Genomic DNA, 13,900 nt, shown 5'->3' on the forward strand with positions numbered 1-13,900 from the left:
TTTCAGGCAATCCCCTTTGTTAAAAAATAAAGAAGCCGCCCGGGTAGGGCGGCCTCGACTCCGGTTACAGGGCTTATTCGGGGTCTATGCGGTTAAAGCGGTTGTGTTCCATTCTTTTTTGTTTGGCCACCCTTTTGCCCCTGAAGAAGAGGTACAGGTTGAGAAACAGCATACCGCCCAGGTAAATGCTGAATCCGCCCACTTTATAGCTCAGTACTTCGATAATGTCCTGGGCGCCGGCCAGTTCCAGGTTGATCTTCAGGATATACAGGGCAAAGCCGATATTGAGCAGGTAAAAGCCGATGCGGAACAGCGTATTGGTGGCCAGGGCAATCTCTTCGCGGCCGTTGAAGATATCTTTCATAAACACGATACTGTTGCGGAAAAGGGTGTGGGCTACATACCAGGTAAGAGCCAGGGCCACAGGCAGGTAAATGAGATAGGCGATAACCATATTGGTATTGGTGTGGAGCGCTTGATAAGTGTTCATAACAGGAAGTATTAAGGGGTTATTGTTTTGTGTTTCTGAGCAAGGAAATAAATAAGCAACATATTGAAGTAATGGGTTACGGCCAGGATCAGGATGAGGATGCCGATATTGCCGCTGAGCGAATCGATGAGCTGGGCCGGGCTGCGGATGCGCTCCCAACTGCGGAGCTTCAGGAAGGCATACCCCATATTGAACAGGTAATAGGCGATCAACAGGATATTATTGGTGGTATCGGTAGACGCGGTATCGCCTTTGTACAATTGCAGTATGAATACCCGGCCACTGCGATGAAATAGCCTGCCCAGCCAGTAAATAATATACACCATCAGGACGAGGTAAATAATATAGGCTACAATATTGCTGTTCATAACCTTTGCGTTTTAAAAAGCTTATCGTTGCATTTGCTGCACAAAGATAGTAGTATATTCTGAATTTTCAATAATTTCTGAAAATAAAATTCAATTCACTTTCCGGGACATCTAATTACACCGCAGCCCGGCAATCTGTAGGCAATTCAATACCTTTGCAGGACTAATAGTGCGCCCGTTTTGAACCAGAAAGTATTTTTAATAACACCTCCTTTTACCCAGCTCAATACGCCTTACCCGGCTACCGCCTACCTGAAGGGTTTTCTCAATACCCAACAGGTACCCGCATACCAGTCGGATATGGGTATAGAGGTCATTCTCGAACTCTTTTCGGAGCAGGGATTACGGGCGTTATTTGATACCGTGGCCCGGTCGGGCAAAACCCTGTCGGCCAACAGCCGGCGTATTATGAACCTGAAGCAGGAGTACCTGAAGACGATCGCACCGGTTATCGATTTCCTGCAGGACCGTAATCCCACACTGGCGCACCTGGTATGCACCGGCAACTACCTGCCCGAAGCCTCGCGCTTTGCCCAGGTGGCCGACCTGGAATGGGCCTTCGGCGCTATGGGTATCCGCGACAAGGCCCGGCACCTGGTTACGCTTTACCTCGAAGATATTTCCGATCTTATTATCGAAGCGGTGGACCCGCATTTTGGTTTCAGCCGTTATGCAGAGCGCCTGGGGCGTTCGGCATCTACCTTCGACGAGCTGGATACCGCGCTCAGCGCCGATGATACCTATATCGACACCCTTTTGTTCCGCAGGCTGGAACTGAAGATCGCGGCCGAGCAACCGACGCTCGTTGCCATATCGGCGCCTTTTCCCGGTAACCTGTACAGCGCTTTTAAATGCGGGCAGTGGATTAAAAAACATTATCCGCATATCAAAGTATGCCTGGGCGGCGGTTATGCCAATACCGAACTGCGCTCGCTTACCGATCCGCGGGTGTTCCGCTTTATCGACTTTATTACCCTCGACGATGGCGAGGCGCCCATCCTGCACCTGCTCGAGTACCTGGAAGGCAAGCGTCCCATCGATTTCCTCAAACGCACCTTTGCATTGCTGGACGGTGTAGTTACCTATTTCAACGGTTCTATGCTGCCGGACTATAAACAGAAAGATGTGGGCACACCCGACTATTCGGACCTGCCGCTGGACCGCTATCTTTCGGTGATCGAGATCGCCAATCCCATGCACCGCCTCTGGAGCGACGGGCGCTGGAATAAGCTTACCCTGGCGCATGGCTGTTACTGGGGCAAATGTACCTTCTGCGATATTTCGCTCGATTATATCAAAACCTACGAAGCCGCGTCGGCCAGGGTCCTGGTCGATAAGATCGAAGAGATCATCAACCAGACCGGGCAGAACGGGTTTCATTTTGTAGATGAAGCTGCGCCACCGGCCCTGATGCGCGAACTGGCGCTCGAGATCCTGCGCCGCGGGCTTACCGTGGTTTGGTGGACCAATGTTCGTTTCGAAAAAAGTTTTACAGCCGACCTTTGCCGGCTGTTTGCCGCATCGGGTTGTATTGCCATATCCGGCGGCCTGGAAGTGGCTTCAGACCGCTTGCTCCAGCTCATCAACAAAGGGGTTACGGTAAAACAGGTAGCACGCGTGGCCGATAATTTTACCACCGCCGGTATTATGGTGCATGCTTACCTGATGTATGGTTTCCCGACACAAACCGCACAGGAAACGATCGATGCCCTGGAGGTGGTGCGGCAGTTGTTTATGCTGAACGTGGTCCAGTCGGGCTTCTGGCACCAGTTTGCCATGACGGCGCATAGTCCAGTGGGTATGTTTCCCGAGCAGTTTAAGGTAAAGCGGGTATCCGAACTGGCGGGTAGTTTTGCCAACAACGATCTCGAACATACCGATCCCACCGGTTGCGATCATGAGACCTTTAGCTCGGGCCTGCGCAAATCGCTGTTTAACTATATGCATGGCATCTGCTTCGATTTTCCCCTGCAGGATTGGTTCGATTTTAAGGTGCCCCGTACCCGTGTACCGGCCGGTTATATCGAAGAGGCGCTTACCGAACCGGAAGAGAAAACCATAAAGCCCAGTACGAAGATGGTATGGATCGGCGGGCAGCCCGCAATGGAAACCCATACGAAGACGAAGAAGGGTAAAACCTATACCCGTACGGTATTGCAGTTCCCCGTAAAACGGGAAGACGTGGAGATCATTATCCCCGAAAAGACCGGGAAATGGCTGCTGGAGCTGTTCCCCTTATTATCGATAACGAATGATAAGACCTTTACTTATGGCGAGTTCGTCAAAGCTTTCGAACAACTGGAGCAGGAAGAGTTCAGCGATTTCGACGATTTCTGGCAGGACGAAGCTGTGCTGCAGTTGCGGGATCATGGCCTTTTATTGCTGTAATCACTGTCCCCATTTATAACCTTTGGGGTCGAGTCCGCAGAGGTTCAATACCCGGTCTACAACGGTTTGCGTGGCATCTTCGAGGGTTACCGGCTTATGGTAAAACGATGGCGACCCGGGGCAGATAATACCGCCGGCTTCGGTTACGGCTTTCATATTGTTGATATGGATCAGGCTGTAGGGCATTTCGCGGATCACGCAAATAAGTTTCCTTCTTTCTTTCAGCATCACATCGGCTGCGCGGGTGATCAGGTTATCGCTGATGCCGCCTGCGATGCGGCCCAGGGTGCCCATGCTACAGGGGCAAATAATAAGCGCTTTATAGTCGGAGCTGCCCGATGCGAAAGGCGCATAGAAGTCGTGTTTATGCCATACCTTAAAAGGGAAACGGTCAAAATTCCGGTTGCTCAGCTCTTCTTCCCACACGGTTTTAGCATTATCGCTCCATACGATACTTACCTCCTCGACCTGGTCCTGCATCTGCTGCAGCTTATGCAGCAACTGCTGTACATAGATCGATCCGCTGGCGCCGGTTACCGCTACTGCTATTTTCATCCTGCTGAATTTAATGTTAATGGAGCAAAACTAAAGCATCTAATTTGTAAATTGCAAAGTATAACCCCTAAAATGGCCGGTCGCGACCAGCGGCCCGGTATATTAGGATAAAAGCTGTTTATGAAACGTTTTGTATTAATGATGTGCGTGCTGGCCGCCTTTTCGGGCGCAGCCTGCGGCAACCAGAAAGGAAATGAAGCATCTGCACCCAAAGAAACCGAGGTAGCAGCGGCCAACGAGATTCACTGGCTGACCTTCGAAGAAGCGGAAAAGAAAATGAAAGAGCAGCCCCGTAAGGTGCTGGTCGATATCTATACCGACTGGTGCGGCTGGTGTAAGGTAATGGACAAAAAGACCTATACCAATGCCGCCCTGATCAAGTATGTCAACGAAAATTTCTATGCCGTTAAGTTCAACGCGGAACAACGCGCGCCGATCAATTTCGCCGGTAAAAAATGGGAGTTCATCGAACAGAACAGGGCCAACCAGCTCGCAGTAGAATTAATGAGCGGACAGATGTCGTACCCGACAACGGTGATTATGGAAGAAGGCTTTAAAAATGCCCAGCCTATGCCGGGGTATATGGAAACCTTCCAGATGGAAAGCGTACTGAAATACATCGCCGGCGACAACCATAAGAAAATGTCCTGGAACGACTGGCAGCACGGCTTTAAGGCCGAATGGGGCAAGTAAGCATCAGTAAATTAGGTAATCCGGGTGTTCCCGGTCATAAAAAACCTGCAGTCTTAAACAGCTGCAGGTTTTATTTTATCGATGCACCAGGCGCTCCAGTACCGGCCTGTACGGCTCAGGATCCAGCAGCGTTCCCGCCCGGCGCTGATATGCTGCGTGGCCAGGCCCAGGGCAAAGGCCGATGCCGTGGGATATTCGCCGCACCAGGCTTTATAAGGCAGCGTGCTCAGGTGCGGAAACCAGGTATTCGTAAATGAGGTATCTGTAAGAACGGAGCCGTCGAGCAACAGGTCGGTGGCTGCGGGTTGCAGGCCCTGCCTGTCGAAAAATGCCTGTAACTGAGCCCCCGCTTCTTCTTCGGTGCGGGCAACGAACATATCGAAGGCCCTGATCTGCGCCAGCGAATGGACTTGTGCCTTTTGCGATAAGAGGAAGAACGCCGCACCTTCGCCGGCCGTTGCCCCTGCTGCAAAAACATGGAACCGGTTCAGCAGGTCGTAACTGGTATCGGTGCATTCGTCTACGGCGCCGGCCAGTACCTGGTAGTCCGGTTGTGCCTCCAGGGTTAATGCGGCGTCGAGCAACGCGCTTTCAAAGGAATGCCCTTTATGCACATAGGTCATATTATGGGCGTTGCAGCCGAGGCTCAGTGCGATCTGGCCCGCTACGGTATTGTGCGTGGACTGGATAAACGAAGTAGGCGAAAGCGCCTGCTCCTCCTGCCCGATCATTTTACCCAGGAAATTTTCGGAATCCTGCAACATACCGAAAGCCGTACCGGCATGTATGGCATCAGGCATACTCACACCGGCTTCCTGCAGGCATAATTTTGCAGCGGCCACGCCGGTGCGTACCGGTTTGGTCATCCGGCGCAGTTGCATCGGCGGTATCAGGTCTTTATAGTCAGGTTCTGCACAGTTTGCACGCGCTGCGGTGAGCCCTGCCGATTGCGGCAAGTCGCTTTTGGAAGTAAGGGTACCGGCAGGCGTAATGCTGCAAAAACTGTTGATATACATAAGCAGGGTATGAAGGTCAAAAATAAACTTTAATCGGTGCCGCACAAAAAACGAAGTGCCGGAACTACCTGTCCGGGGAAAATAAAACGCGCTTAGCGTAATTTTAAACTAATTTTAAGGACTTACTATGCACTACCTGAACCGCATTACCTGGAAAAGAATAACGGCTATCCTCCTGTTGCTGGGGGCCCTGGGCGCATCTGCCCAAAACGGGCAACCGCAATTTATAAAAGACGCCATGAAGGGCTGCCTGGTATGGGACGAGTACTACGGGCCCCAAGACAAGGTGACCTGGACCGGCGGCTGTAAAAATAAATATGCAGAAGGCCAGGGCACGCTTACCTGGTATGAGGGCGAGCAATTAACAGCAACCTACGAAGGCGCCCTGCGCCAGGGAAAACCCGCAGGGCAGGGGCGTTACGATATCCGGAACTATGCCCGTATGGAAGGTACTTTTTACAACGGGCAGCTGAACGGGAAAGGCAAAATGGTATTTGAAAATGGCGGCAGGCTCGAGGGTAATTTTGTGAACGGTATGTTCCTCGACCTGGATACCTTCTTTTTAAACCGCTTAAGCAAACATGTATTGCCTTTCAGGGATACGGCCGGCATTTACAGTACGGGTGGGGGCGGGCTGCACTATTACGCATTGCCGCCGCGCGACAGGATCAGGGCTACCCTGGTGTTGCTGCCCTCTACCCGCGAGAACACGGAAAACGTGATCAGCGCAAACAAAACCCTGATACAGGAGGCTTTCGGGAAGGGCATACTCATGGTCGTGGTATCGGCCAATAGCAACAAAGGCCTGGAGCACGATACCTTCGCCTTTAATTTTTTAAACCGGGTCTTTGCCGATGTCATGGCCATCTACAAGGCTCCGCCGGGTACATTCATATTAAGCGGTTTGTCGCTGGGTGGCGAGAATGCGCTGCAATATACCGAGATGTCGCGTAACCCCGCCTGTAGCACGCTGATCAGGCCTATGGCCGTAATCGGCGTAGATCCGCCGGTCGATATGGAGGACCTGTACCTGCGGGCCCGCGAAGAAATTGCGGCTTATGCTAAAGATTCCAATAATCTTACGGCGGGCAAACAACTGGCCTGGAACGAAGATCATTTCCTGGTCGACTATTTTCACCAGTTGTATGGCGGGCCGCCCGAACAGTTCCGCGACCGGTATATCGCCGGTTCGCAGTTTTCGCGGGGCCAGGCTGATGGCGGTAATGCCCGGTACTTGCTGGATGTGCCGGTAAGGCTGTATTGCGATCCTGATATCCTCTGGCAATTAAAGAACAGGAATCGCGACTACTACCATATGAATGCGGCGAGCCTCTCGGCTATGATCAATTTTTTAACGATAAACGGCAATAAGCAGGCCGAGCTCATACCCGCTTTGGGCAAGGGCTACCGGGTAGACGGTACGCGGCACCCGCATTCCTGGTCGATCGTCGATGCCGGCGATTGCCTGAACTGGATCGCAGGCCTGATTAAAGAATAGACGCAGGTAAATTATGTCCCGTAATATAATACGATATCGCCAGGGTGGTTCGCAGCAGCATAAGCCTGCTGTGCCTTACCCGAACGAAGAGCCGATGGAGGAGTCTGAACTGGCTTTCCTTGTTGCCAAACGCGACAAGGACCGGTCGAGCCTTGTGCGTACGCTGCGTACCTTGTGTATCGCTTTTGTTATACTGCCCTTTGGCGCGGGCGCCGTACTTGAAAGTATCCGGCGGGTCAACGATGCCAAACGTCATCTGCCCGTTCACGAAGAGTCTTTTGGCAGCCGGTATGCTTTTTTTATCGGCATCCTGTTCCTGTTGTTCCTCATCAGCCTGGCAGGTTATATCAGTTATGTACGTACCCTTAAGCGGGTGATCACCGATATACGGCGGGGGCTTAAAACCGTGGAGCAGACCACCATATCCCGTAAGGTGTATATGACCCATAATGATACCTGCCACTTTTATCTCCGCTCCTCCAGCAGGCTCAGTATCGAAGTGAGCCGCGAAGATTATGAACATTACGAAGAAGAAGACGAGATCAATATCGAGTACAGCACTTATGCCAAGGTATATTTCGGTTATTACTGATGCCTTTGCTGCATCTGTTCCAGTAAGGCCTGCAGGTAAGGGCCGGCCCATTGCAGGCGGCTGCCATACCAGCTGAACATTTCTCCATCGACCAGCAGGATATGCGCCTGCGGCACGATAGCCTGTAGCTCCGCAATATGTTTTTCTTTAAAGGGGTAAGGTTCCGAAGACAGGAAGATATACTGCGGGTTACGCTCGCTTATTTCGGCGGCGCTGATCTGCGGGTAGCGGTCCGCTTCTGCCCAGGCATTCTGTAAACCTATCCGGTTAAGGATATCGTGTATAAAGGTATCGCGTCCCACCGTCATCCAGGGATCGCGCCAGATCAGGTAAAGCACCGAAGGGGCAAACGCCGGCGGTGCAATGGCAGCAAAACCTTCCCTGATGTTTTTATTGATGGCTGCCGCTGCTCCGGTCCTGCCGGTAAGCGCGCCTACAGCGGCGATCATGGCTTCCGAATCCTGCAGGTTATGAATATCGCTCATCCATACCGGTGCTATCGTGGTAAGGGATTCCACCTGTTCGCGTACATTCTCTTCTTTGTTGGCAATAATAAGATCGGGGGCCAAAGCCTGTACCTTATCGAAGTGTACGGTTTTGGTGCCGCCTATGCGCGGCTTGCTGCGGAACCATGTTTCGGGGTGAATGCAAAACTTGGTAATACCGGCCACGGTTTCGTCCAGTCCCAGGTGGTAGAGCAACTCGGTCTGCGAAGGTACCAGCGATACGATCCTGCGGGGCAGGCCGCTCAGCTGGTGCGGGCCGGGAAGAAAAGACATAGGCAAAGGTTTAAATCGCTACCGGCGCGGCTGGCGTAGGTAACAGCAGTTGTAAAAATAAGAGATCGAGCCACTGGTCGAACTTATAACCCACCTGTTTAAAATGGGCTACCTGCTCGAAGCCGAACTGCTCATGCAGTTTAATACTGGCCGCGTTACTGGCATCGATACCGGCTACGATGGTATGCAGGTCCATGGCCTTTGCGGCTTCGATCAGCGGCGGCATCAGCATTTTGGCTATGCCTTTGCCCCGGTGCTCCGGGTGTACATACACCGAACTCTCGGCGGTATATTTATAGGCGGCAAAGGCGCGGAAAGGACCGAGGCTGCTATACCCTGCAACGGCGCCCCGGCTGTCGGCCACCAGTACCGGGAAGCCTTGCTCTTGTCTTTCGCGCAACCAGGCCAGGCGCATGTCCGGGCTATGCGGCACATAATTGTAAATGGCCGTGGTATGCAGTATGGCGTCGTTATAGATCTCCAGTATGCCCGGCACGTCGGCTTCGGTAGCGGGCCGTATGTGCAGGGGAGCGTTGTGGTCGGTAGCGTGCATATTACTTGTGCTTATCTTCTGAAAATGATCCGGAATGTAGTGCCCTTGCCGGGTTCCGACTGTTTTACGAATATGCTGGCATGGTGGTATTTCTGGATAATACGCTTGGCCAGCGATAAGCCCAGTCCCCATCCGCGTTTCTTGGTCGAATAGCCGGGAGCGAATACTTTCTTGAAATTGTTTTTCGGTATGCCTTTGCCTGTATCGCTTATATCGATGGTAACCAGCCTGGGCTGGTTGGTCAACTGTATAAATATGCGGCCCTGGCCTTCCATGGCATCGAGGGCATTACGGATCAGGTTTTCGATTACCCAGTCGAACAGGGGCGCGCTCAGCAGCACCTGTACATCTTCTTCGGTGCCATGGTCGAAGTCGATGGTTACCTTATTGGGTTTACGCATACGCATGTAGTCCACCATGCCCTGCAGGCGTTCGATCAGGTTCTCCTCTTTCAGTTCGGGTATACTGCCGATTTTGGAGAAACGGTCGGCGATCAGTTGCAGGCGGGTTACATCTTTCTCCATTTCCTCCACCCACTCGCGGTTGCTTTCGTTGTCCTTCAGTAATTCCATCCAGGCTACGATCGAGGTCAGCGGCGTGCCGATCTGGTGTGCCGTCTCTTTCGACATGCCCACCCATACCTGGTTCTGCAGGCTTTGCTGGGCATTGGATACCGCGATAAATACAATCAGCAGGAATACGCAGGTAATGGCGATCAGCAGCAGGGGGTAATACTTGAGGCTGCGCAGCAGGCTGGAGTCGCCGTAATACACCAGGTTTTTGCCCACCTGGTTATTGGCTACGGGGTAGAAAGAAGGAATGGGCATATGGAACCGGCCAAACTCTTCCAGCTTGCGTTTGATATAACTGCTGTCCTGCCGCAGGCGCGTGGAGTCGAGGTTGACATGGTACTGGATATTGCCCTTTTCGTCGGTAATGATCAGCGGGATACTGGTATTCTGCGTAATCACTTTGGAGGCAAAGGTGATATCATTGCCCAAAGAGCTTGCTGACGCATTGTTGACGGTATTCAGGGCCTCGATCAGCGTATTTACCTTGGCCTGTTCTTCAACGGCCATATCGCCGGCAATGCGGTTAAAGTAATACAAGGCAAAGCCGACTATGGCCAGTGCCGCTATGATGAGGTAGGTTCTCCGGTTGAAAAATTTACGCATGGATTCAAAAATAAGGACAATAGCGCAAGGGATCAAAGCGCAAACGGTTAGTCCTACTTTTTATTTTTCTTTCGCCTGGATTGTTTTTCAAATGCTTCCTGCTCGTCGAGCAACAGCTTCCAGTTATCGTTAGGGGTATCGTCGGTAAAGCTGAGCGTTTCCTGGTATTCGGTCTTATCGATCTGCATCACCCTGATTTTGGTACCCATATAGTTTTCGATAGCCTCGAGCAGCGGTTTTTCTTCGGTACTGCAAAACGATACGGCCTGTCCCTTCTTTACCCCGCGGCCGGTACGGCCTACACGGTGTACATAGTTTTCGGGTACTTCGGGCAGGTCGTAGTTCACTACGAAGTCCACATCGGGGATATCGATACCACGGGCATTGACATCGGTAGTGATCATGATCTTGCTTTCCCCGCTCTTGAATTCATCCATGATCTTCAGCCGGTCCTGCTGCTCTTTATCGCCATGCATCGTAATGGTATTGATACCGATCCGGGCCATGGCATTGTGCACCCTTTCGGCGCGTACCTTGGTCCTTACGAAAACGAGGATCTTGTTGTCGGGCAGTTCTTTGACCAGGCGTTCCAGGAAGAAACGCTTATCATCCATTTCAATAAAAGCCAGCGAGTGGTTTACGTTTTTGGAAACGGGATCTTTGGGCGATACCTGTATCCGTATGGGGTTATACACCACGGAATAGGCCAGGTCTTTGATCTCTTTATCGATCGTGGCGGAGAAGAAGAGGGTCTGGTGTTTGCGGGGCAGGTGGCGCAATACATCGCGGATATCTTTGATAAAGCCGAGGTCGAGCATATGGTCGGCTTCGTCGAGTACCAGCACGTCGACCCTGCTGAGGTCGATATGCTCCTGGCTTACCAGGTCGAACATGCGGCCGGGGGTGGCTACCAGTACGTCTACACCACGATCCAGTTTGCGGATCTGGCTATCCTGGTCTACACCGCCGTACAGGCCCAGGATATTGAGCCGGGTATATTTCCCGATCACATCAAACACCTCGGCGATCTGCACGGCCAGTTCGCGGGTCGGTACCATTACCAGGCATTTTACCTGCCGCCTGGAGTTCATGCTGCTGCGTTGCTGCAGCATATGCAGGATAGGAATGGCAAATGCGGCAGTCTTGCCGGTACCGGTCTGTGCAATAGCCAATACATCATCGCCTTTCAGAATCGAAGGAATGGACTTGAACTGTATATCGGTAGGGCGTCTGAACCCCAGTTCTTCCAGGCTTCTTTTTATTTCCGGGGATATGTTGTATTGCTCGAATTTCATATGCGATCTTATGCTTTGCAGCGGTCTTTAAGCGGCAAAGGTAGCATTTTTTGACCGCTAAGACCGGGCATAAAGTACAGGCTAACTGCAATTTCCTTAATGGACCAGGTCGTTCCACTCGGGATGTTTGCTGAGGTAATGCTGTACATAAGTACACAGCGGCAGTATCTTTTTGCCCTTTTCCCGGATAAAGGTCAGCACCTTTTCGACCAGTATCGCCGCGATGCCTTGTCCTTCAAGCGCTTCGGGCACTTCGGTATGGATCAGCGCTATATATTCGGGTTTGTCGCGGTACTCCAGGAAGGCAATATGTTCGCCCACCGGCATTTCGAAACGGTGTTCGTTGATATTGTCGTTCAGGGTGAGTGCATTATAATCTATAGACATAAAACTCTTTTTTGAAATTACAAAAACGGCCGGAAATGGTTCGTAATGAAAAGACAAAGCCGGTTGCTGTAGTGGCAACCGGCTCCTGTTTAGGCAAGTGTGCCGTATTTACCGGCATTGAATTCCTGTATGGCAGTCATGATCTCTTCCTGGGTATTCATTACGAAGGGACCATAGGCGGCAATCGGTTCATCGATCGGCTCACCACTCAGCAGTAAGATCACGCTGTCTTCATTGGCGCTGATCTCCAGCGTTTCGCCTTCGTTTTTAAACAATACGAAGCTGTGTTCCGCAGCATTGGCGCCGTTTACGGTAATACTGCCTTCTATCACCAGCAGCATGGTATTGAATGCCGCAGGGCTACTGGTGGTAATGCTGCCGCCCTTATTCAGTTTCAGGCTCGACAGGTTTACCGGTGTATAGGTATCGGCCGGGCCGCGGGTTCCGTTAAAGTCACCCGCGATTACGGTAACCTGGCCGGCATTACCCGGCAGTTCGAGTTTACCCATATTATCCGCGGTCAGCGACTGGTAATGCGCCGGGGTATTTTTGTCTTTGGCAGGCAGGTTTACCCACAGCTGTACCATTTCAAAGGGGCCGCCTTTACGGGCATACTCCTGCTCGTGGTATTCTTTGTGCAGGATGCCGGCGCCGGCCGTCATCCATTGTACATCACCGGGGTTGATCACACCGCTGTTGCCTGCGCTGTCGTGGTGGGCCACACTGCCTTTATAGGCAATAGTCACGGTTTCAAAACCTTTATGCGGGTGTACGTCCACGCCACGCAGTTTCTCAGAGGGGCCGAAGTCATAGGCCGGGTTAAAGTCCAGCATCAGGAAGGGACTCATCCTGCGGCGCAGGTTAAAGGCGCCGGGTATATAGTTATACACCCTGAATCCATCGCCGACCATGCCGAATTGGGCAGGACGGGAAAATACTTTTTCTATTTGCTTATTCATTGTTGTTGTTTTTTATTCGATAGTAATGTTGAACCGCGTTGCATGTAAGGCATCGTCCTGTACGGAAACGGAAGCCTGGCGGGCGGTATAGTATTGCGTCAGCGCCTGTTCCGCTACGGCGATCACATCGTCGCCGGTAGTAAGCCTGGCCCATACCAGGTCGCGGTTCTGGCGGCTCAGCAGGTTTTCCAGTTTAGCGGTCGCTGCGGCTTCCAGGTCGTGATCCAGGATCACGATATCCAGGTCGTTGCGGTAAAACTGTTCGATAGCCGCTTCGGTACCATTTGCCGGTATGGCGATACAGGTAAAGTGAGCTTCCAGCCTTGATGCTGCGGTTTGCAGGCGCTGTTCATTATGGCCTGCAACCATAATTTCTATTTTGTTCATCATTGCTCCTTTTTGTTTTTGGATTGCATAGCAAAGGTACACCCGCACTACAGCCGGAAACAATAATGTAGATTAAGAAAAACGAGGGTATAAGGCTTATGCGGGCTTGTTCAGCATTTTGCTCAGGAACTCGGGTGTAACGCCGATATAAGCGGCCACCTGTTTCTGCGGCAGGCATTGGATCAGGGAAGGGTAGGTACGGCAAAAGTTATCGTATCGTTCCATAGCCGAGAGGCTCAGGCTGTCGATCATACGGTGCTGGTAGGTGGCAATCGAATTCTCGGCCAGTATGCGGAAAAAACGTTCGAATGGTGGCAGTTGCCGGTAAAGCCGCTCTACATCTGCTTTAGCGATCAGGAGGATCTCACTTTTATCTACCGCGTCGATATGCAATACGCCGGGCGTTTGCGTGGTAAAGCTGCGCATATCGCCGATCCACCAGCCCGGGGGGGCAAACTGCAGGATATGTTCAAACCCGTTATGATCGATCGAATAACTGCGCAGACAGCCTGCGGTAACGAATACCTGGTATTTGTGGATATCGCCTTCCTGGTACAGCACCTGCTTCCTTTTCAGCTTCTTAACCTGCAACAGGCTGCTGACAAAAGCTTGCTCTTCCGCGTCGAGCGGGATATGTTTTTCGATATGTTGAAACAGCAGGCCGGTAGACATAAAGCAGGTGTAATAAAGGACGGTCGCCCCATGCCGGCAACAAACCGGCTTATGTTTTGTTGGACTAAGATAAGGAAAGATCATGAACCAAAA

The 13,900-nt window shown here is 51.8% G+C and carries 16 protein-coding genes; 4 read left to right on the forward strand and 12 right to left on the reverse strand.

Annotated elements, in window-relative coordinates:
• Positions 1–73: 73 nt before the first annotated feature.
• Positions 74–490: a hypothetical protein gene (locus tag B0I18_RS09075; protein ID WP_106522368.1), complete on the reverse strand. Its 417-nt coding sequence runs from the start codon at positions 488–490 to the stop codon at positions 74–76.
• An 11-nt stretch (positions 491–501) separates the two neighbouring features.
• Entirely contained in the window at positions 502–858 is a 357-nt protein-coding gene (locus B0I18_RS09080) for a hypothetical protein (RefSeq protein ID WP_106522369.1), read from the reverse strand.
• Between the two features lie 180 nt (positions 859–1,038).
• Between B0I18_RS09080 and B0I18_RS09085 the strand changes: the two genes are divergently transcribed.
• A complete protein-coding gene (locus B0I18_RS09085) occupies positions 1,039–3,246 on the forward strand; it encodes a B12-binding domain-containing radical SAM protein (protein WP_106522370.1) in 2,208 nt (735 codons plus the stop codon).
• Here B0I18_RS09085 and B0I18_RS09090 read toward each other — a convergent pair whose 3' ends face one another.
• A complete protein-coding gene (locus B0I18_RS09090; protein WP_106522371.1) occupies positions 3,247–3,801 on the reverse strand; it encodes a UbiX family flavin prenyltransferase in 555 nt (184 codons plus the stop codon).
• Between the two features lie 120 nt (positions 3,802–3,921).
• On the opposite strand from B0I18_RS09090, the gene B0I18_RS09095 reads away from it, so the two are divergent.
• Entirely contained in the window at positions 3,922–4,494 is a 573-nt protein-coding gene (locus tag B0I18_RS09095) for a thioredoxin family protein (RefSeq protein ID WP_219905948.1), read from the forward strand.
• A gap of 53 nt (positions 4,495–4,547) precedes the next feature.
• Here the strand turns inward: B0I18_RS09095 and B0I18_RS09100 are convergent, their stop codons facing one another.
• Positions 4,548–5,510 carry a beta-ketoacyl synthase chain length factor gene (locus B0I18_RS09100; RefSeq protein ID WP_106522372.1) on the reverse strand — a complete coding sequence of 321 codons (963 nt, stop codon included), beginning with the start codon at positions 5,508–5,510 and terminating at the stop codon, positions 4,548–4,550.
• 127 nt (positions 5,511–5,637) lie between these two features.
• Here B0I18_RS09100 and B0I18_RS09105 point away from each other — a divergent pair, with 127 nt between their 5' ends.
• Both B0I18_RS09105 and B0I18_RS09110 read left to right on the forward strand, forming a co-directional pair.
• Positions 5,638–7,008 (forward strand): MORN repeat-containing protein, encoded by a 1,371-nt coding sequence (locus tag B0I18_RS09105; RefSeq protein ID WP_106522373.1) that lies wholly within the window; start codon positions 5,638–5,640, stop codon positions 7,006–7,008.
• Between the two features lie 13 nt (positions 7,009–7,021).
• Entirely contained in the window at positions 7,022–7,600 is a 579-nt protein-coding gene (locus tag B0I18_RS09110) for a hypothetical protein (protein ID WP_106522374.1), read from the forward strand.
• Here B0I18_RS09110 and B0I18_RS09115 read toward each other — a convergent pair.
• The 8 genes from B0I18_RS09115 to B0I18_RS09150 all read right to left on the reverse strand — a co-directional run bounded on the left by B0I18_RS09115 (position 7,594) and on the right by B0I18_RS09150 (position 13,807).
• A complete protein-coding gene (locus B0I18_RS09115; protein ID WP_106522375.1) occupies positions 7,594–8,379 on the reverse strand; it encodes an ABC transporter substrate-binding protein in 786 nt (261 codons plus the stop codon). The two genes, B0I18_RS09110 and B0I18_RS09115, sit on opposite strands and share 7 nt — an antisense overlap.
• Positions 8,380–8,389: 10 nt before the next feature.
• Entirely contained in the window at positions 8,390–8,932 is a 543-nt protein-coding gene (locus B0I18_RS09120; RefSeq protein WP_106522376.1) for a GNAT family N-acetyltransferase, read from the reverse strand.
• Positions 8,933–8,943: 11 nt separating this feature from the next.
• Positions 8,944–10,107 carry a sensor histidine kinase gene (locus tag B0I18_RS09125; RefSeq protein WP_146146704.1) on the reverse strand — a complete coding sequence of 388 codons (1,164 nt, stop codon included), beginning with the start codon at positions 10,105–10,107 and terminating at the stop codon, positions 8,944–8,946.
• A 53-nt stretch (positions 10,108–10,160) separates the two neighbouring features.
• Entirely contained in the window at positions 10,161–11,402 is a 1,242-nt protein-coding gene (locus tag B0I18_RS09130; RefSeq protein ID WP_106522378.1) for a DEAD/DEAH box helicase, read from the reverse strand.
• Between the two features lie 96 nt (positions 11,403–11,498).
• Positions 11,499–11,789, reverse strand: coding sequence for a GNAT family N-acetyltransferase (locus B0I18_RS09135; protein WP_106522379.1), 291 nt, complete (start codon positions 11,787–11,789; stop codon positions 11,499–11,501).
• Positions 11,790–11,878: 89 nt separating this feature from the next.
• Positions 11,879–12,748 (reverse strand): pirin family protein, encoded by an 870-nt coding sequence (locus B0I18_RS09140; protein ID WP_106522380.1) that lies wholly within the window; start codon positions 12,746–12,748, stop codon positions 11,879–11,881.
• 12 nt (positions 12,749–12,760) lie between these two features.
• On the reverse strand, positions 12,761–13,135 hold the full coding sequence (locus B0I18_RS09145) for a hypothetical protein (protein WP_106522381.1): 375 nt from the start codon (positions 13,133–13,135) through the stop codon (positions 12,761–12,763).
• Between the two features lie 96 nt (positions 13,136–13,231).
• Positions 13,232–13,807 (reverse strand): Crp/Fnr family transcriptional regulator, encoded by a 576-nt coding sequence (locus tag B0I18_RS09150; RefSeq protein WP_106522382.1) that lies wholly within the window; start codon positions 13,805–13,807, stop codon positions 13,232–13,234.
• Between the last annotated feature and the right edge of the window lie 93 nt (positions 13,808–13,900).

The organism is Taibaiella chishuiensis (assembly GCF_003014535.1).
In the GTDB taxonomy this organism is placed as follows: Bacteria; Bacteroidota; Bacteroidia; order Chitinophagales; family Chitinophagaceae; genus Taibaiella; species Taibaiella chishuiensis.